Annotated in this window: 13 protein-coding genes and 1 pseudogene; 8 read left to right on the top strand and 6 right to left on the bottom strand. The window is 70.1% G+C overall.

Annotated features, from left to right (window positions below):
- Positions 1 to 97: 97 nt before the first annotated feature.
- A complete protein-coding gene (locus BQ8420_RS25655; RefSeq protein ID WP_087102015.1) occupies positions 98 to 835 on the bottom strand; it encodes an SDR family NAD(P)-dependent oxidoreductase in 738 nt (245 codons plus the stop codon).
- Between the two features lie 616 nt (positions 836 to 1451).
- Between BQ8420_RS25655 and BQ8420_RS25645 the strand changes: the two genes are divergently transcribed.
- Positions 1452 to 3275 carry a choline/carnitine O-acyltransferase gene (locus BQ8420_RS25645; protein ID WP_087102011.1) on the top strand — a complete coding sequence of 608 codons (1824 nt, stop codon included), beginning with the start codon at positions 1452 to 1454 and terminating at the stop codon, positions 3273 to 3275.
- 151 nt (positions 3276 to 3426) lie between these two features.
- On the opposite strand, the gene BQ8420_RS25640 is transcribed toward BQ8420_RS25645, so the two are convergent.
- The gene (locus BQ8420_RS25640) at positions 3427 to 5049 is read right to left on the bottom strand and encodes a hypothetical protein (protein WP_087102009.1); all 1623 of its coding nucleotides are present in this window, start codon (positions 5047 to 5049) and stop codon (positions 3427 to 3429) included.
- Between the two features lie 158 nt (positions 5050 to 5207).
- Here BQ8420_RS25640 and BQ8420_RS25635 point away from each other — a divergent pair, with 158 nt between their 5' ends.
- The gene (locus BQ8420_RS25635; RefSeq protein ID WP_087102007.1) at positions 5208 to 5693 is read left to right on the top strand and encodes a GNAT family N-acetyltransferase; all 486 of its coding nucleotides are present in this window, start codon (positions 5208 to 5210) and stop codon (positions 5691 to 5693) included.
- Positions 5694 to 5748: 55 nt separating this feature from the next.
- Entirely contained in the window at positions 5749 to 7092 is a 1344-nt protein-coding gene (locus tag BQ8420_RS25630; protein WP_087102005.1) for an amidase, read from the top strand.
- A gap of 98 nt (positions 7093 to 7190) precedes the next feature.
- Here BQ8420_RS25630 and BQ8420_RS25625 read toward each other — a convergent pair whose 3' ends face one another.
- A complete protein-coding gene (locus BQ8420_RS25625; RefSeq protein ID WP_235006491.1) occupies positions 7191 to 8579 on the bottom strand; it encodes a hypothetical protein in 1389 nt (462 codons plus the stop codon).
- Positions 8580 to 9102: 523 nt separating this feature from the next.
- Here BQ8420_RS25625 and BQ8420_RS25620 point away from each other — a divergent pair.
- Together BQ8420_RS25620 and BQ8420_RS25615 are read left to right on the top strand one after the other, a co-directional pair.
- A complete protein-coding gene (locus BQ8420_RS25620; protein WP_235006490.1) occupies positions 9103 to 10320 on the top strand; it encodes an FxsB family cyclophane-forming radical SAM/SPASM peptide maturase in 1218 nt (405 codons plus the stop codon).
- A complete protein-coding gene (locus BQ8420_RS25615) occupies positions 10321 to 11634 on the top strand; it encodes an HEXXH motif domain-containing protein (RefSeq protein WP_087102001.1) in 1314 nt (437 codons plus the stop codon).
- A 30-nt stretch (positions 11635 to 11664) separates the two neighbouring features.
- Here BQ8420_RS25615 and fxsT read toward each other — a convergent pair whose 3' ends face one another.
- Positions 11665 to 14220, bottom strand: a complete 2556-nt coding sequence (gene fxsT / locus BQ8420_RS25610; RefSeq protein ID WP_087101999.1) for an FxSxx-COOH system tetratricopeptide repeat protein — start codon at positions 14218 to 14220, stop codon at positions 11665 to 11667.
- 258 nt (positions 14221 to 14478) lie between these two features.
- Here fxsT and fxsA point away from each other — a divergent pair, with 258 nt between their 5' ends.
- Together fxsA and BQ8420_RS25600 are read left to right on the top strand one after the other, a co-directional pair.
- Positions 14479 to 14652, top strand: coding sequence for an FxSxx-COOH cyclophane-containing RiPP peptide (fxsA, locus tag BQ8420_RS25605; RefSeq protein ID WP_087101997.1), 174 nt, complete (start codon positions 14479 to 14481; stop codon positions 14650 to 14652).
- Positions 14653 to 14903: 251 nt separating this feature from the next.
- Positions 14904 to 16610 (top strand): ATP-binding protein, encoded by a 1707-nt coding sequence (locus tag BQ8420_RS25600; RefSeq protein WP_087101995.1) that lies wholly within the window; start codon positions 14904 to 14906, stop codon positions 16608 to 16610.
- Between the two features lie 403 nt (positions 16611 to 17013).
- Here the strand turns inward: BQ8420_RS25600 and BQ8420_RS25590 are convergent, their stop codons facing one another.
- On the bottom strand, positions 17014 to 18432 hold the full coding sequence (locus tag BQ8420_RS25590) for an MFS transporter (RefSeq protein WP_087101993.1): 1419 nt from the start codon (positions 18430 to 18432) through the stop codon (positions 17014 to 17016).
- 339 nt (positions 18433 to 18771) lie between these two features.
- On the opposite strand from BQ8420_RS25590, the gene BQ8420_RS25585 reads away from it, so the two are divergent.
- Positions 18772 to 19221 (top strand): pyridoxamine 5'-phosphate oxidase family protein, encoded by a 450-nt coding sequence (locus BQ8420_RS25585; protein WP_087101991.1) that lies wholly within the window; start codon positions 18772 to 18774, stop codon positions 19219 to 19221.
- A 34-nt stretch (positions 19222 to 19255) separates the two neighbouring features.
- Here BQ8420_RS25585 and BQ8420_RS25580 read toward each other — a convergent pair.
- Positions 19256 to 19738 (bottom strand): annotated as a pseudogene (locus tag BQ8420_RS25580) (poly(A) polymerase); the annotation flags it as partial.
- Between the last annotated feature and the right edge of the window lie 22 nt (positions 19739 to 19760).

Raw genomic sequence — 19760 nt, 5'->3', positions numbered from 1 at the left:
GCTCTACACGGTGGGAAGCTCTGGAGCCGGCGTCCCTCGACCCACTCTCCGAGCGTGTTCGTCCCGGACCCTGGGACGCACACGGCCGCGGAGGGGATCAACGCAGGTACGAGGCACCGTTCAGGTCCAGGACGGTACCCGAGGCCCACTCCGCCTCGGGGGAGGCAAGGAAACGTACGGCCGCGGCGACCTCCTCGGGGGTGGCCACCCGCCCGAAAGGGCTCTGCGCGCGCACCTGGTCGGTGACCCGGTGGGCCACCCGCTCGGTCGCGACGAAGCCCGGCGCGACGGAAGCCACCCCGATCCCGTGCGGGGCCAGGGCCACCGCGAGGGACTGGCCCATCGCGTGCAGGGCGGCCTTGCTCGCACCGTAGGCCGGATGATCCGGCTCCCCCTTGAACGCACCCCGCGACCCGATATTGACGATGCGTCCGCGCACCCCTTGGTCGATCATGTGCCGGGCGGCCCGATGACTGACGTGCGCGGCTCCCAGGACGTTGACGTCCAAGGTCTGGCGCCACACCTGAGCCCATGCCTCGAAGGGGGTCTCGGCGATCGGGTGGGGCAGGTTCACCGCCGCGTTGTTGACCAGTACGTCCAACCCTCCGAGTCGTTCAAGGACCGTCTCGACCAGTTCGGTCGCGGCGACAGGTTCCCGCAGGTCGGCGCCGACCAGTACGTGCCCGTCGCCGGGCAGCAGTCGGAACGTCTCCTCGGCCTCCTCTCGGCGCGACCCGTAGTGCACGGCGACCCGGTCACCCGTCTCGGCGAAGGCGAGCGCGATCGCGCGGCCGATACCGCGTGCGGCACCGGTGACCAGGACGTGACGACTCATGAACGAAGGCCCTTCGACGACGATGATGGCGCACCGAGGCTACCCGGCATCGAGAATCGGCGTTCCCTCACCAGGACGGAGCCCCGTCCTTCCCGCCGAAGGCGCGGGAACCGGCGCTGGGTCTGGCGGCCCTGACCGCCGGACGCACACCCGAAGCCTCGGCGTCGTAGGCCCTCCCGCCTACAAAACCTTGGTTACCGGCCAGTAGACTCGCGCCGCGATCACAACGGTTGATCCCACCTTCCGGGAGGCGATGGGTGAACGGCGACGCGCGCACGAGTGGAACGGTCGACCACCGGTACTCGACCCGAGGCACGCCGAGCCCCACCCCGAACACCTCCCCGAACCTCCCACTGCCGATGGGCGCCCCGCCCACGGCGAAGCCCCCTGGACCGACGGCCCGGGCACACGAGACGACCACCCTGCCCGGAACACCGAGGTCGACCGGTGACACCCACGCTGGAAGGCGCCTCGCAGCGCCGTCCACGACTCCGAGACGCCGAGTACACCCGTGAGGCCCAGCGGCGGACCGCACAGGCGGCTCCGCCCCCACGACCCACGAGAGTGACCGCGCGCACTCGGTCGTCACCGTCGAAGAACGAAAGCGAGAACCCCCATGACCGACCCCCACCGACCGGGCACCTTCGCCCATGACGACGGCCTGCCCCGACTTCCGCTGCCCGCGCTCCGCGACAGCGCGCAGCGGTTCCTGCGCTGGTGCGAACCCTTGCTGGACAACGCGCAGTTCACCGCCACGGAGACCGCCGTGGCGGAGTTCCTGCGCCCGAAGAGTCCCGCCTGGGCACTACAGAGCGAACTGGAACGCGTCGACGCGAGTGAGGACTCACAGTCCTGGTTGGACGACTTCTGGCCCAGCCAGTACCTCGGCGCCCGGGGCCGGGTCGCGCTCGACGTGAACTACTTCTTCCTGCTCGACGACCGCGAAGGCGACCAGTGCGAACGCGCGGCCGACCTGTTGGCCGCCGCCGTGGACTTCAAGCGGCGCGTCGACACCGAAGAGGTGCCCCCGGAGGCACCGCGTGGGCGACCCCAGTCGATGGAACAGCTCAAACGCCTCTTCGGCACGACCCGGATCCCCGGCGAGACGATGGACACCGTCCGTACCCCCTACAGTCCCGAACACCCCGGGCCTTCACGGGCGAGGCACGTGGTCGTGTTCTCCCGCGGGCACATGTTCGCCTTCGACGTGATCGACCCCGACGGCCGCCCCTACACCCCCGACGAGCTGACCGCCGGGTTGCGCGCGCTCCTCGCGGCGGTACCCGAACGGGCCGCCCCGGGCCGGTCGGTCGGTCACCTGACCACCAAGGACCGAACCGAGTGGGCGCGCAGTAGGCGTGCGCTAATCGAGATCGACCCCGCCAACCCCGCCGCCCTGGACACGGTCGAGACCGCGCTGCTGTGCCTGTCCCTGGAGGGGGACACCCCGGCCGACGACCGGGCCGCCGCCGAGCGGGTCCTGCACGGCGACAGCGCGAACCGCTGGTTCGACAAGGCCCTCTCCTTCATCGTCTTCCCCGACGGCAGGGCCGGTCTCAACTGCGAGCACAGCACACTGGACGGCACCACGGCGGCCTCCTTCCTCAACGCGGTCGATGGCTCCTCGACACCGGCACGCATCGGTCGGGACACCGATCGCGTGCCCGGGTTCGCGCCGGTGGAGTTCGTCCTCGACGAGGCCCTGCGCACCGACATCCGAGAATCCGGTGCGGCCTTCTCCGACTACGCGGCCCAGGGCGTCAACGCCACGTTCAGCAGCCGCGAGTTCAACAGCGACCGCGCCAAGACGCTCGGCGTCTCACCCGACGCCTTCATCCAGTTGGCCTTCCAACTCGCCCACCGGCGTGCCAAGGGGCACCTGGGCGCCACCTACGAGTCGATCTCCAGCCGCCAGTACCACTACGGCCGCACCGAGACGATGCGCGTGCTCACCCCCGAGTCGGTCGCCTTTGTCGAGGCCATGGAGGACCCCGGCACGGACGTGGACACCCGCGAGACCGCCGCGCGAGCCGCCGCCCGGGAACACTCGGCGCGGGCCAAGGGCTGCCAGGTCGGTGAGGGCCCCGAACGGCACCTGTGGACGCTCGAACTCATCCGCAGGGACCGCGGCGCCTCGGTCGGCGCCGAGTCCCCGATGGCCCTGTACAACAGCCCCGGCTGGCGGATCATGCGTTCGGACCACCTGTCCACCAGTTCGGTGCCCTGCCGGCCGGTGCGCCTGTGGGGGTTCGGCTCGACCGGCCCCGACTGCATCGGCATCGGGTACATCCTGTTGCCGGAGCGGATCGACCTCCACCTGCACGCTCCGCGGAGCCTGGCCGAGGTACAGGAGCGCTTCGTCCAGGAACTGGCCGGTGCCTTCGAGGAGCTGACGGAACTGCTGGCCGACACGTCGACCATGAGCACGGTTCGCGGCTGACCGGTCGCATCGTCGTGTTCGCCGTTCGGCGGCCCGGAGTGTGGACTTCGGGTCGCCGAACCGCGGGGCGTGTGCCGAGGCGGCTCCCGGCCCGGAGGTCATCGGGCCACCGGACCGGGTGACGGCGCGCGGCCTTCGTGTCGAGGTGGCCTCACCCGGCGTAGAACACGGGGGTGCGTCGGGCGGCACGGGCCGGACGTGGTCCCAAGGCGCCCAGCGCGATCGCGCTGAGCACACTGTCGGCGGCCGGATGCCCCGACCCCCACATCAGCCTCGTGACGGCCTCCGGGTCGCGCCAGAGTTCGGTGTCCTGCGGCAAGGGCATCCCCGAGTCCACTCGCAGCGCGTAGGTGTCGAGCACGGCCATCACCAGCTGTGCCGGACGAACCCGCCCCGCCCGTCGTCGAGCGTGCGCCACCCAGCCGCCCAGGACCGGGTGGTCCCGGTAGGAGTCCAGGACCTCGTCGGCCTCGGGACCCGCCCCGCGCAGCACCCGGAAGGCGTGCACACGCAGTCGCCAGTCCACGGGGTCGGTACAGGCGGCCAGGAGAGACCTCGCCGCCTCCCGCGCACCACGTTCGGTGATCCACTCCGCCCCCATGCTCTCGGCGTCGACCGGACGCGAGTCCCACAGGAGCAGCAATAGTTCCCGCGCTCGGAGTCCGCCGGTCGGCGGGTGTTCGAGTGGCGGTTCGCCCCGGTCCCGCCACCGATGGGCCATACCGTGGTCGCCCAGTCGGGTGATGCGCACCTGTCCGTCCGGGAGGGGTTCCACCGCTCCCGACCGGATCAGGGCGTGCACCGCCGCCGGGAGCCCTTCGGCGTCGCCGAGCTCTTGTGCCAACTCCTCCAGGTGCCACCCGCAGCCGGAGGTGAAGAGGATGTCCAGAACGCGCGGGGCCGGATCGGGTCCCGCCAGGATCGACAGGGATCGGGCCCAGGCCCGTACGAGGCGGTCATCGTCACGCCAGATCTCCAGGGCGTCCTCGGGCCGGACCTCTGAGGCGGTGGTGTGCACGAACCCGGCCCGCAATGCCGTCTCGAATACCTGGGGGATCTCCTTGGGGGTCAGACCCAGGTCGGAGGCTGCCCGACTCCGGTCCTCGGAGCGGAGCCGCTCGGGGCCGCTCCCGCGGACCAGCGGAGCCCCCGAACCCACCCACGAGGCCAGTCGGAGGGCGTCGGCCAGGCCCGGACAACCCCGTGCCTGGAGGGCCGCCCGTTCCACCGGCACCAGGCGGACCCTCGGTGGTCCCTCCTCGCCCCTCTCCGGCCGCCACGGGAGGCCCGCATCCTCGGTCGCCGGGGGAGCGGTCTTCTCCTCATGACGCCGTGATCCGACATGTGCCGCGCTCACGGGACCGGCCGCCGAGGCGGAGATCCAATCGACCTTGGAACGGGTGCCGGTCGGCCGCCACATCGCCCTCGGGGCGCCCGCATCACCTTCGCTCACCGGTGGGCCACTCGTCCCACACCGTGATCGTGCCCGGGCCGTCTCACGCCGGGGGAGACCGGTGGGCGGAGCCGTGGCCTCGCCGAGCTGTTCGCACATATCGCTCAGAGCGGTGCGCGGCGTCTTGGCCTCAGGAGACGAGGCCTCGATGTCGACGTGCCCCGGAACCGGCACGGGGTCCTTCGGACGTGGGGGTGCGAGCTCGGGGTAAGGCAGAAGGAGTTCGCCCAGGGCGCGTAGGCCCTCCTCGACGACGAGGGAGAGCAGATACGGAATGGTGCCTCGAAGCAGGCGGAAACGGAAGGGTTCGACGATGGTCATGGCGCCCCACGGGATCGGGTGTCGAGATGGCCGTGACTCCATCGTCGGTGAAGTCGGAGCAATCTGCAGAAGGCCTGTGGATAACTTTGTTTTCCCAGGTCAGGGGGGTGAGGGAAAAATGGAGGCGGCGACCGGAACGACTCTGCTTCAATGTCGGAATGATGATTCGCGCCGCGCTGCCCTCCGAGCGCACCGTGATCGGAGACCTCAGGGTCCGGGCCTACCGGGACCAGAGCCTGTTGGACGCCAGTCCCTCCTACGCCGACACCTTGCGCGAACTGGGGTGGGGTGCCCCCGACGAGGTCATGGCGGCCGTGGACGGTGAGACCGTGCTGGGCACGGTCGTGTACGTACCCTGGGGGCCACGCTGCGAGGCGGCGCGAGGGCCGCGGGAAGCCGAGATCAGAGCCTTCGCCGTCGCCCCCGAGGCGCAACGTCGCGGAGTCGGCGCCACCCTGGTCAAGGCCGTGATCGAACGTGCCGAACGAGAAGGCCTCGACCGTCTGGTGTTGTCCACCCAGGAGATCATGAGCGGTGCCCGACGCCTGTACGAGACGCACGGTTTCACCCGACTGCCCGAGCGTGACTGGTCCCCGGTCCCCGGCGTGGACCTCCTCGTCTACGTCCGGCACCTGAGGGGCTGAACGACCTGCGCCCGGACACGAGTACGCCGAACTGGACGCCACCGCCCTGGCTGCGATGCTGCGGGCCGGAGAGGTCTCAGCGGCCGAAGTGGAGTCCGCGGCCAGGGAGTCCCTGACCCGAGCCCACACCGAGCTCAACGCCCTGACCCGGCCGTTGTTCGAACCGGCGCTGTCCCACGACCCCGGTGGGCCCTTGGCCGGGGTTCCCTTCGTGATCAAGGACAGCGGACCCGTGGCCCGAGGGGTGCCCTTCACCCTGGGCAGTCGGGCCCTGCGCGGCGCGTCCGCCGCCGTGGACCAGGAGGTGATGGCCCGTTTCCGAAAGGTCGGCCTGGTGGCGCTGGGCCAGAGCACCGCACCGGAGCTGGGGCTGAGCTTCGCCACCGAGTCGGCGTTGTACGGGCCCACCCGCAACCCGTGGGACCCCGGACGCGGGGTCGGCGGATCCAGCGGTGGATCGGCGGCGCTGGTGGCGGCCGGGGCGGTTCCCTTCGCGCACGGCAACGACGGCGGCGGGTCGATCCGGGTGCCCGCCGCGGCCTGCGGGGTGGTGGGCCTCAAACCGAGTCGGGGCCGGGTGCCCTGCGGACCCCAGGTGGGGGAGGCCGGGTTCGGGCTGGTGTGCGAGTTCGGTCTGACCCGCACCGTCCGCGATACCGCGCTGCTCCTGGACCTGGTGGGAGCCCCTCCGGTGGGGGAGAAGCACACGGCGCCACCATCGACGGGACGTTACGTCGATCGGCTGAACACGTCCCCGGTCGGGCGACGGGTGGCCGTGACCACCGCGGCCTGGGGCACGGCGCGGGTCGCCCCGAGGGTGGCCGAGGCGGCCCGGGACACCGGCCGGGTCCTGGAATGGATCGGGCACACGGTGAGCGAGGACGCCCCCGTGTTCGACGCCGAGGACGTGGTGGAGGCATCGGTGCTCGCGGCGATCGCCACCGGAGCGGCACTGAATTCCACGGCCGTCGACCCCGCGCGGATGGAGTCGGTTCCCGCCCGCATCCTGACCGAGACACGGGCCCACAGCGCCATGGACGTGGTGGCGTGTCTTCAAGCCCAACATCGGGTCACCGCACCGGTCGGACGCTTCTTCGCCGAGTACGACCTGCTGGTGACGCCGACGGTGGCCGGTCCGCCACTGCCGCACGGCACACTCGACCACGACGGGGAGCACACGGTGCGTTCCTGGCTACGGGAGATCTATCGACACGGGCCCTTCACCGCCCCGTTCAACGTCGCGGGCAACCCAGCGATCAGCCTGCCCTTGGCGCAGAGCCCCGAGGGGTTGCCGATCGGGGTGCAGTTGGTGGCCGCGCACGGTCGAGAGGACCTGCTGATCGAGGTGGCCGCCCAACTGGAACAAGCCGTCCCCTGGCGGGATCGCCGGCCCTGGTGAGCGGCTCGTATCCCCGCTTCGCGGATGCGGCACTGCCGTGCACCAGGGGCCACGTCGTGTACCGGGACCCGCCTTCCCCACCGGGGTAGGGATGAAGGTCAGTAGGTCGACTGTCCGAACAACATGGACACCTCAAGAGGCGGCTCGTCGGGTTCGAAGGGAGACCTCATCGCATCGACGCGTTCGTCGAGGACGGCGCCGGGCGAAGGGGCGGGGCCCCGGCGCACGGCCTCGGTGAGGCCCGGGTTCTGGCTCGCTCTCTCCAAAATGGTGTCCGCCCAGGGACGGTCGATGACGGCGCGAACGAAGTCCTCCGGGTCGGCCGGAGTCAGCCCGGCAGCGAGAAGCCCGTGGGCGGCCTCGGCCGAGTCTCGGCCGGCCAACCACCGATCCAGCAGGGGTTCGACGTCGATCGGTCGGGTCGTCGCCGCCAATTCCAAGAGTTCGGTGGCGCTCAGCCCCGTGACCGGTGGCGTCCTGGGCACCTCGATCCCGCAGGCGCGCAACCGGCGGGCGACACAGTGGTCGCCCAGGCCCGTGATCCGGTGTCGACCGTCGTCGGTCGCCGTCACCGCTCCCAGGTCGGTCAGGGCGGCCAACACCCGGGGCAGATACGACTCCGGGTCCGGTTCGGCGCACACGTGGACCAGTTCGTCCAGCGACAGGGCCCGCCCGGTGAGGAAGAGTTCGCCGAGCAGCAGGAAGGGTGTGGCCCCGGGTAGGCCGGTCATGGTGGCCAGGGCATCGGCCCAGGCATCGGCGACCGCACCCGGAGTCTCTCGGACCCAGGCGTGTGCCGCCGGCCCGGGCAGGGCGTGCAGATAGGTGGTGCGTACCAGACCCGCGGCTCGGGCGACGGCGAACAGGAACGTGATCTCGTCGGAGCGGACGTCCAGGATCCGGGCCGCCTCGGCGGTGTCGTCCTCACCCAGCGCGTCGTGTTCGGTGTACGGGCGCAGCAGCGCCTGCGGGTCCATCCACGCCGTCAGCCGGGCGGCCAGATGCAGGGTGGGGCAGGCCCCGGCACGGGTGTCCAGATCGGCCAGGGGTGTGGGCAGGTGGGGACGCAGCGGCTCGGGATGCGGGTCCTCCCCGTACCCCAGACGTTCCAGGAGCGGGGCGGCGATCTCCGGTGGTGTCTCGGGATCGGGCGCCGCGTGACCGGACCGGGTCAGGTCGACCACCTCGATCGCCGCGCGCAGCCGGCGCGGGGTCTCCGTCGACACGAGGCGGCCATCGGTGACCAGGTGGTCGCACCAGCTGAGCCAGGTATCGCGGAACTCTTCGGGCAACTTGTCCCGGCGGCGGATCAGGGCCGCCACCTCGTGGACGTCCTCCACGGTCCAGTCACCGGGCTCGGTGGCGCCCGCGTCCTGGTGGGTGCTGAGCAGGAGCACCAGTGCCTCGATGTGCAGCGTGGGAGGCTCCTCAGCGGTGTGGGCCCATTCGAGACAGGCGGAGATGGCAGGGAGAAGGCGCTCAGTCATTAAGTCTTCACCGACAGTGACGGGGGTGGCCGAAACGGCATCAGACTAGCCGCACGCAGGGGCCTCGCATGGGGAAACGCGGAAATCGGTACCCACCTCGGCGGTCCGGTGTGCCAGCTCGTGTCCCGGTTCGTCGGGAATGGTCCGCCATTCCTCCGGAGTTGGCGGGCCATCGTAACGAAGGTGGGAGAAGCCGCCGGAATAGACGACGAAAGCTCCGGATCGAACTGGGGATGAGAAAGGGATCTCTACCGCGTTCGGGGGCTGGGCAATCTTCGTTGAGCCGGCCGGTATCGGCCATTGGGGAGAGTTCGCCGGCGGGAGGCCGCTCCGAGGCGCTCCCACCACCCCGTCGCAGGATGAACTAGGACGGACCGGACTTTCGGGACAGGTCGTCGCTACCGGAAGGAGCGGATGGACTATCCGCGGGTGAGGTTTGTGGATACCCCTTGAGAGTACGTACTTCGGTAAATGCGATGATCAGTCGTATTTCGCGTGTGCCCTCACCCCAGGAGGCCCCGGCGTGGCAAGGAGTACCAAATCGGAAAGACTCCCCGAATGGCCCGAAGACATGGACGTCGACGGACTCCTCGGCAAGGGCTGGCGTCCCACACCCTTTCGTGAGTTCATCCTCAAGATCCACAGTCGCTGCAACCTGGCCTGCGACTACTGCTACATGTACGAGATGGCCGACCAGGGCTGGCGTTCCCAACCTCGACGCATGGCCAGGGCCACCGTCGACCGGGTCGCCGAACGCATCGCCGAACACGCCCGCGTCCACGGCCGTGACCACGTCGACATCGTCCTGCACGGTGGCGAACCCCTCCTCGTGGGCCTCGACCACCTGCGGTACGTCGCCGAGTCGCTGCGCAAGGCCTGTGAACCCGACGTGCGCGTCGCCTTGCGCATGCAGACCAACGGCGTGCTCATCGACCGGCACTACCTCGACCTGTTCGAGGAGTTCGGGATCCGGGTCGGCGTCAGCATCGACGGCGCGCGCGAGGACCACGACCGTCATCGAACCCGCGCCAACGGACGCGGCACCCACGCCGAGGTACAGGCCGGCATCGAACGCCTCAACACCCGCAACGGCCAACTGCTGGCCGGGCTGCTCACCACCGTCGACCTGGAATCGGACCCGGTCGCCACCTTCGAGCACCTGATCGGATACGACCCACCCGGTATCGACTTCCTCCTGCCGCACGGCCACTGGGACGAGCCGCCGCCGGGTTGGTCCCCCACCGAACCCCGCTATGGCCGTTGGATGGCCGCGGTGTTCGACCGCTGGTACGGCGCCCCCGAACGCGAGACCAACGTCCGCATGTTCAACGAGATCATCCGCCTGCTCCTGGGCAGTCCCTCCCGCACCGAGAGCATCGGGCTGTCACCGGCCGCGCTGGTGGTCGTGGAGACCGACGGGAGCATCGAACAGGTCGACAGCCTCAAGTCGGCGTTCGAGGGGGCCGCCCACACCCCCTTGCACACTTTCACCCACCCCTTCGAAGACGCCCTCTACCTGCCCTCGGTCGCCGCCCGTCAGATCGGTGCTCGCGCCCTGAGCCCCACCTGCGCCGCTTGTCCGCTGGCCAAGGTGTGCGGGGGCGGGCTCTACCCGCACCGCTACCGCTCCGGCCACGGTTTCCTCAACCCCTCGGTCTACTGCGCCGACCTCTACCACCTGATCACCCACATCCACCGGACCGTGGCCGCCGATGTGGCCCGGATCAGGAAGGAACTCTAGATGCCGGGACCGGTTCCCGACCCGCTGTTCGACGACCTGGCCCGAGGAGCGGGTGGGCAGGCCGCCACCGCCCACCTGCGCTCCGCGCAGTACGGCAAACACCTGCTCCTGCTGCGCCGCGTCGTGGACGTCGCCCACGAGACGGGACACCCCGAGGCCGAGCGCGTCCGAGACGCCTACGAGCTACTGACCCGCGCCCAACAACACGCGCCCGATCCGGTCGCGCGGGTACTGCGCACCCCCACGGTCGGGGTGTGGGCGCGTCGTACCGCCTTGGCCCTGGCCGGTCACCGGCCCGAACCCGCCCGCGTCGGCGCGCTGTCCGCGCTCGCCGCGGTGGCGGCCCTGCGCGCCGGAGTGGAGGCCCGCGTCGAAGTCCCCTTGGACGGTCCGACCGCTCCGCTGCCCTCCCTGGGACGGGCCCTGGTCGGTGAGGCGCCGTCCGCGCTGGTGGAGATCGTCGGCGGTCGGGCCACCATCGGAGTGGCGGGTCGGCCCGAAGTGGAGGTCCCCGAGGACCCGCACGAGGACGCACCCGGATGGCACGCCCTGCGGCGGCTCGCCGCCGAACACCGAGGCCGGCGACTCGAACTGTTCCTGGACGATCAGGACCCGGACCGTATGCCCGGCACCGACCTGGTGGCCCGCCGTCTGGACGCGGAGGAACTGCACTGGTGGCGCCGCACCCTGCAAGAGGCCTGGGAGTCGCTGGTGGACCACCACTGGACCATCGCCGAGGAGACGGCGGCCACCGTCACCACGCTCACCCCCATCACCGCGCCGGGTGGGAGGGTCCACACCAGCGCCACGGCCCGGCACGCCTTCGGCAACCTGGGGCTGTCCCGTCCCACCGGCCCGGTGCCGTTCGCGCTCACCTTCGCGCACGAGGTGCAGCACGCCAAGCTCACCGCCCTGCTCGACCTGGTCGAACTCACCCTGCCCGAGGACGGGAGCCGCTACTACGCGCCTTGGCGGCCCGACCCCCGCCCCGCCGCCGGGCTGCTACAGGGTGTGTACGCCCACTTGGGAGTGGCCGGATTCTGGCGCAGGCACCGGCACGTCACCGAGGGGGAGGAGGCGCGCCGCGCTCACGTGGACTTCGCGCACTGGCGCCGCTCCACGGTCGACGCGGCCCGCGCCCTGGCCGACTCGGGGCGGCTCACCACCGAGGGCAAACGATTCCTCGCCCTGACCGACTACACCCTGCGGGAGTGGCTGGAGGAGCCGGTCCCGGACCGGGCCGAACGGGCCGCGCGGGACACGGCCCGTCGACACCTGCGACAGTGGCGCGCCCACAACGGGATCCCGGGCTGAAGCCCGAGATCCCGCCGGTGTGCGGGAGCCTCACAGCAGGGGTGGGTCGAAGTCGGCGACCAACCGGCGGTTCTCCTCGCATGCGCTGGTGAAGATGTGTTCGCGGCCCAAGCCGCGCACGTAGGAGTCATAGGTGTGGTCGGCCAGTTCCTTGGCCTCCGTCGACTTCTTCTCGGCCCGCAGGTCCAACACCAGGTTGGAGGCACAGGCCAGGCTGCTGGGGTGTTCCTCGCCCACCAGTCGGCGGTAGCGGCGCAGTGTCCCCTGTCCCAGGCGGACCGCGTTGTCGGTCTCGCCCAGTCCCGCCAGGTCGCCGGCCAGGTTGGTGGCGGCGGCCAGCGTGTAGTGGTGGTCGCGGCCCAGACGGGCCTCCAAGGCGATCAGCGCGCTCTCGTTCATCGACCTGGCCCGCTCCGGGTCGCCCAACAGCCGGTACAGCAGCGCCACGTTGCTGGTGCAGCCGTGCTTGTAGGGGTGGTCGTGGCCGTACGCCTGGGCGTAGCGCAGGTCGGTGTCCTCCGCCAGTTCCAGCGCGCCGTCCAGCTCCCCGGTCATCCGCCACAGGTTGGCCAGGCACATCGCCGCGGCCAGGGTGCTGGGGTGGTGGATGCCGTGCAGACGCAGGTAACGGGAGTGTGCGTCCTGGCCCAGTTCGAGGGCCTCCTCCAGCTCACCGGACAGGCGGCGGGCGATGGCCAGGTCCACCTGGGTGCGCAGGGTACGAGGATCCTCCACCCCCAACTGGTCACGACCATAGGCCAGGGCGTCCTCACCCAGGTCGCAGGCCTCGGTGTAGTCCCCGGACAGGCGCACCGCCTGCGCCAGCGCGTTCCAGTACGCGAGCAGAACGGGTGAGCCGCCCGCCGGCCCGACCCGCTTGAACAACATGTAGGAACGTTCGTGCTTGGCCTGGGAACCGGTGAAGTCACTGGTCAGCGCGTGATCCAGGGCGAGGTTGTTCAGGGCGCGCAGGGTGGCGGGGTCGTTGGGCCCGAACGCCTCCTCGTATTGACGCAGCACCTCCTCGTCGTGTTCACGGGCCTTCCAGAAATCCCCGCGGGCCCGGTAGTCGGCGCCGCGACCGGAGAGCACCGACAGGGTGTCGGAGTGGGTCGCGCCCAGGACCCGCGTCAGCGACGGCAGGATCGCCCGGTTGATGTCCTGGGCGTCGGTGAACCGGCCGAGGTCGCGCAGCCGGTTGGCGTACTTGGCCTGGGCCCGCAGCACGTGCGGGTCCTCGTTGCCCGAGTCGGCGGTCCACTTCTCGATGAACCTTCGCGCGTGGTCGCTCGCCGTCTCGTAGTTACCCGACGTGTACAGGAAGTCGAGCATGTTCAGCCCGAACTCCCGCACCTCGGGGATGGCGGACTCGGCGACCCGTGCCGGGCGCATGTGGGACAGCAATTCCAAGTAGCGGGCCTGGGAAGAAGGGTCGGTGAAGTTCCTGGGGGCCGCGGCGCTGATCAGCGACCACACTTCGACACGGATCTCCTCCTGGGTCTGTGGATCCAGCTCCTCGCGGACCAGCGCTTGGATCAACCGGTGCACCTGGACGGTGCGATTGGAGTTGTCCAGACGGACCAGCGCGTACCGCCCCAACTGGCCGATGGCCTTGCTGAGCCGGATCGGGTCGGACATCAGCTGCGCCATCTCCGGGCGCACCGTACCGTCCTCCACGGGGAAGAACAGGTCGCGGGGGATCGGTTCGGGCCCGAAGAAGGCGCAGCAGCGCAGGAGCTCCATCGCCTCGGGCAGGTTCTCCTGCAGCTTGGCCACCGACAACTGCCAGGCGGCGGTCATGGGCTGGGGGTACTCGGGCGGCTTGCCCTCGCGGAGCAGGGGCCCGGTCCGTTCCGACAACAGCCCCAGGTACTCTCTGACCGACATGCCGGTCTCGGACTGCAACGCGCCCGCCTGTTCCAAGGCCAGAGGCAGGTGGCCCAAGGCCTCGGCCAATTCGGTGGCCTCCCCTCCGCTGATGCCCCGGGGGATGCGCTTCTTGAGGAACTCCACGCTCTCGTGGTCGGCGAAGACGTTCACCGGCACGGTCTCGGCCACCCCTCCCCACCGGTGGTTGCGGGTGGTGATGAGGACGTGTCCGGGACCCTGGGGGATGACGTCGTTGAGTTCCTCGGGCTCGTCGGCGTTGTCGAAGACGATCAGCCACCGGGAGTAGGGCTCGCCCTTGCGCAGCGCCGCCAGGACCCCGTTGGCGGCCTCCTCCACACCGGTGACGGCGGGTCCCGGCAGCTCCAGGTGCGGCGCCAGGTGGGCCAGGGCGGAACGGACCAGCCCGGGCTGGTCGGCCATCACCCACCACACCAGGTCGTACTCGTCCCGAAACCGGTGCGCGTACTCCACCGCCATGAGGGTCTTGCCAACGCCGCCGTACCCGTGAAGGGTCCGGGGTACCACCGGTTCGGGGGTGGGTACGACCGCGGTCATCTGGTTGAGCAGGCCCGCGCGTAGTTCGTTGAGCTGCTCGGTACGTCCGGTGAAGTTCTTGTGGCGCGGTGGAACCCTGCCCCACACCTCCGGGAATCGGCTCCTGCCCTGGCCGGGAAAGCTCCCCTGGGAAGTGGTCACTCGGTATCCTCCGTTTTCACATAGGCCTCACCAGGCTTCTCATTTCTCACTCCGTGAAAAGCCCTGGTGTTGTGTTGTGTCGATGAAAGTCGCTCGGGAATCGTGTGTGAAAACTCAGAGTAGGCGATGATGTTAGTCAGCGACAGGTGTGTGGTAGGAACTCCCTACGGCAACCGGTTCGAATGATCACGTGAAAGGGCGGTACCCACCGTCCTTTCACGGTGGGCTGTCGAAAGACGGCGACACGGAGGGAAGGACATGGCGGAACACGAGTTCGGCGGCGGCACCGCCCTGGTCGACGTCGGCGGGTTGTCCCTGCGCGACCTCGACGGGATCGGGGGTTCGGTGATCGCCGAGGCCCTGCGCTCGGTGCTCGACCCGAGAGACGCCGGCGCGGAGGTGGTCGCCGGGTTCGTCAACGACCCCGAATGAGAAAACGGGATTCCGATCACGGGCACGGACACTTTCCGTGCCCGCTGACGTCACCCGATCGACATCCATGATTATGTCGCGCTCGTATGGGCAAGTTCTCTAGGGAAGCGCGGACACGTTCCATGGTCGGATGCAGCCAAAAGGCCACATGAATGTCTCCGGGGCTCGAAAGAGCGCCTGGTTCGTGGCACTATGGACAGCGCTGTTTCGCGCCAGAACCGTCCTTGTTCTCGCCGGCCGGGAGCCGTTCCATGACACGAGCCGTCCTCGGGCGCGCACACGGTCCTTTCATCGGGCTGCGCCCCTATCTCACCCGGGACCGCCCGCTCTTCCTCGGCCGTGACGAGGAGACCGAGGCGGTGGTGCGAGCCTGGACCGGGCACCGCCTCACGGTGCTGCACGGAGACAGCGGTGTCGGCAAGACCTCTCTGGTGCGTGCCGGTGCGGCCCCCGTCCTGGCCGATCAGGGGCACACGGTGCTGCCCACCGGAGACCTGTGCTTCGACCCGGGCTTTCCCACGGCGGTACTGCCTGCCCACAACCCCTACACCCGGGCCCTACTGGCGGTGTGGAGCCCCGAGGAGTTCCCCACCCACGGACCGGGCACCTCGCTCATCGACTTCCTGCGCACCCGAACCGGAACCGATCGCTACGGCCGTTCCCGCCCCGTGTTCGCCGTCCTGGACCAGACCGAACTCCTCCTGCGCCGTTCGCCCGCGCCCGAGCAGTGGCGCAAGGACTTCCTGGAGGAACTCTTCGGTGCCCTGGAGACCCGTGAGGACTTGCGCCTGTTGGTGACCGTGCGCAACGGCCACCTCGACGAACTGCGCCGACTCGTGGACAAACGCGAGGTCGAACACGCGGAGGTGGCGCTGAGACCGTTCACCCCGAACACCGCCCGGTCCGTGGTGGCGGGCTGCCTGGCCACGGTGGGGTCCCGGATCGGTGCCGTCGAACCCGGACGTCTGGTGGAGGAGGCGCGCACCGTCCGCGCCCCCGACGGTCGCCCCGACCACCGCACGAACGGGGTCGAACCGGCGCTGGTGCAGTTGCTGGGGCTCACCCTGTGGGAAGAGGCGACCGAAGACCACACGGCCCTGATGCCCGACGACGACACCGAGATCGACCGCGCCCTCACCGAACGCCTGGCCGGGCTTTTAGAAGAGGTGGCCGCCGAACACCTGGTCCCGCCCGACGTCCCGCAGGCCTGGCTGCGCAGACTCGTGGTCTCCGATGATCGCGGGCCGACCGGTCCCTCCCACGACGATCCCGACGGCTCCTTGACCCCTGGGATCGTCCACGCTCTGGAGGACCGGCGGCTGGTCACCACCCACACCGAGGGCACCACCTGGGTCCTGCGCCATCCTCGGCTCGCCCGCCCCCTCATGGGTCTGGCCCTGTCGCCCTACGCCCACGGGCTGCGCGCCTGGGGCGACCGGGACCGGTTGGGTGTGGCCCTGGGGGCGCGGACCCGAGGGGAGTCCGGCCTGGCCGCCGAACACGCAGCGCAGACGCTGCGGTCCCTGTCCTCACCCGCTCCCGGAACGCACGCCCTGTTCACCACGCTGCTGGCGGACCTGGCCTTCGAACGGGGCGAGCACCGGGCCGCGGCCGAGTACTACACGGCGGCGGCCCGTACCCGGGAGTCCGTCGGTGAGGGTGTGGCGGTGCTGCGTCTGTTGGTCGCCGAGGCGCGTAGCAGACTCTTGTGCGGGGAACGCGCGAGCGCTCTGGCCCTGGTCTCCGCCATCACCGGTCGGGTGCACGGCGACCCCAGCCTGCGCGCCGGCATCGGCCAGGTGCTGTGGCTGGCGGGACAGGCGGAGGCCGCCTTGGACGAGTTGGAGGGAGCTCTTCGGGGCGGGGGCGGTGTCTCCGAGGCGCGGCGCACGCGCGACGAGATCCGAGACGCCGTCGCCAAGGAGGGGCCCGTCCTCCAACAGCGATGGAGAGGGTGAGGATTGGACTCTACTGTTCTGGTGGCGCTGATCACCGGTGTGGTGACGGCGACCAGCACCCTGGGAGCCACCGCCCTGGCCGCGTGGCGGGCCGAGACGGTGGAACGATGGCGCGCCGAGCACACTCTGAGGGTGGAACGGGAACGACGGGCGAACGAACGCGAACGCTCCCGGGTCCGGGAGGTCCGGCAACGACTGGAGGACGTTCGCCACGGGGTGCACCGGCTCGACCAGAGCATGCGACAGATCGGTGAGCTCCGCAGACTCGGCCCTCCGGGAGAAGGAGGAAACGACCTGGTCGAGGAGGTGCGCACGTGCCGCGGCCACATGTACGAGGCGGTGATCGCCGTCGAACGCGTGCGCGACCTGCTGCCCACGAGCGATCAGGAGGCGGTCGACAGGCTCAGGGAGGCGGTGGACCGGACCCTGGGCCACGTTCAGGTGCGACCGGATCCGGGTGAGGGAGCGGAGTCGGTGCACCGTGACCTGGTGGAGGGGCTTCGAGAGCTCGCGGAGGTGTTCGGGCGGGGAGGGCACGACCTGGTACCCGACGTGCCGGAGGAACCAGTGTGACGGCCAGCGCGACGGCCCCGGCGACGGCCACCACCAGCACCAGCGTGGTGCGCACGCCCAGGTGTTCCAATGAGTAGCCCCCTATCAAAAGGCCCAGGGGCAGGGCCGCGCCGGTGAGGAACCGGACGGTGCCGGTGAGCCGCCCCAACATCCGAGAGGGGACGTACGCGGTGTGGTAGGCGGTCACGGTGACGTTCATGTGCGCGCCGACGAACCCGATCCCGCCCCAGACCAGCGGCAGGACCACCGTCGTCCAGTCGGGCCCGGCCCGGTCGGCGCTCAGCAGCACCACGGTCAGCAGCAGCCACGCCCACGTGCACGACCGCACCATGCGGGCCGGGTTCAGCCGACGGACCAGGTACGGCGCGGCGACGGCGCCGAGCAGGCCGCCCGCTCCGGTGGCGGCCAGCACCAGACCCAGGACGAACGGTGAGATGCCCTCTCCCGTGGTCATCAACATGATGACCAGCCACACCACCTGGAACAGGGCGTTGGTGATGGTGCACACCATCAGTGAGAGCAAGAGGAAGCGGTCACCGCGCAGGAGGAGGAACCCGCCGGCGAGTTCGCGCGCGAGCCTGCCGATCCCGCGCCGGGGACGGCAGGCTCGGTGGCCTCGGGCCGGGGTGTCTCGGCGGCGTAGGGAGGGCAGCAGCAGCGTGGCCCACAGGGACAGCAGACACACCAGGACGTCGAACAGCGCGGGCAGCCCGTGTGCCAGCCCGTACAGCGCCCCGCCCAAGGGCCGACCGAGCATTTGGGTGGCGTCGTTGCGTGCCTCGTTCTTGGCGGCGGCTCCGGTGAGCTCCTCGCGGGGGACCAGGTGGGGGACGGCGGCGGCCCCCGCGGTGGAGTGCAGTGTCCCGCATACCCCGTGCAGGGCGGAGGCGAGGGCGAGGATCACCACGGGGGCGTCCAGTAGCAGGACGGGGGCGACGAACAGCACCACGCACAGGATGCGACCGACGAGGCCGGCGATCATGACGTTCCGTGGGTCGTGCCGGTCGACCACCAGCCCGACCGGGATGTGCAGCAGGGTCCGGGGCACCATCCCCGCGGCCGCGATCCATCCGGCCAGCACGGGGGAGCCGGTGTGGAACAGTGCCAGCAGCGGGATGGCCAGTCCGAACGTCATGGTGCCGAGACCGGACAGGGCCACGCTGCTCCACAACAGGGCGAATCGGTGACGCCAACCAGCGTCCGCCCGTGATGGAACGCTCTCCCCATTGAGTTGATCTGTGCTGGACATCGCTATCCGTGCCGGTGGTTGAACGGTGGGGACCGAAAGGTCCGAAAAGGGCGTTCAGGTGATAAACGCAGATTCGGCACGTGTGGTGTGGTCGGCCCTGTGGTGCCCCGGTCGCGTGATCGACGCCGTTCTCCAAGGCAGCGCTCATCGTATCGGGAAAGAATTCTCCTTGCCCGCGGTTGGGGAACGTGTGGTGGCGAGTGTCAACGGAGGAAAGCGTGACGTGGCGACCTTTCCTTCGGTCCGTATTTCGGTTGACCCGAACACCGATTCGGTTCGTTGACCTGAACACGGGTCGAGGTTCTAGGCTCTCCTGACGACCCGAAACAAAGGAGATTCGTGACCGTCGATCCGACCTCGAACCCGGTTCCCGCACCCCGAAGCGTCCTGCGGCGTCTGGAGGAGGACCGCAACGTGTGGCTGTGCACCCTGCGCCCGGACGGTTCCCCGCACGTAGTCCCCGTCTGGTTCGCCCACCTGCGCGAACGCTGGTGGATCGGGGCCTCGACCCGTTCGGTCAAGGTCCGTAACGCGCTGCACGATCCTCGGGTGAGCCTGGCACTGGAGGACGGCGACCATCCCGTCGTGGCCCAGGGGCTGGTCACCGTACGCGAGGACTTCCCCGACGACGTGCTCGCCGCCTTCGAGGACCGCTACGGCTGGGATCCCCGCACCCCCTACGGCGCCGACCCGCACCGTTCCCTGCTGGAGGTCGGCGTGACTCGCTGGCTGATGGCCGACGAAGCCCCCGAGACCACCCGGACCGGGCCGGAACCGGGGACCTCCTGAACCTCGCTCGTCACTTCCCGGGACCGGAGCGGACTCACGCGGTCGATTCGTGCGCGACCCGGTGGGCCTCGGTCGGGTCGGGCGTCTCCCACCTGCGGACCAGGCGTTCCATCGCGGCGGTCGGAACCGGGGACGACCGCCGCGCCATTCGATCGCGCAGGACCCGAGGCGGGGCCTCCAACGCCGTGATCTCCACCCGTGCCCGGTAGGTGGCGGCCAACCCCACGGACACCTCGGCGGTGTCCCCACATCGGCGGCCCAGGATGTCGGCGGTGGCCGGCAGCGCCAGGTCGTCGTTACGCGCACTGAGGCTCACACGGAACACGATCTTTCGCAGATCGGGCCGTTCCATGGCCCAGAACAGCGCCTGGTGGTGGCGCACCAGGGACGCCATGTGCTCGCGCCAGGCGATCGGAGCCCCCGCCTCCCACAAGACGCGGCGCACCATGAGGTCGCCCCGGCGTGAGTGCCCATGGGCGGTGACACGACCCGCCTCGTCCCGCCTCGTGCACAGGGGGTACTCGCGCATACCGAGGTTC

The sequence above is a fragment of the Nocardiopsis sp. JB363 genome (assembly GCF_900143625.1).
Classification (GTDB): Bacteria; Actinomycetota; Actinomycetes; order Streptosporangiales; family Streptosporangiaceae; genus Nocardiopsis.
The sequence above is the reverse complement of the archived record's forward strand: the minus strand, read 5'-3'. Positions and strand labels throughout refer to the sequence as shown.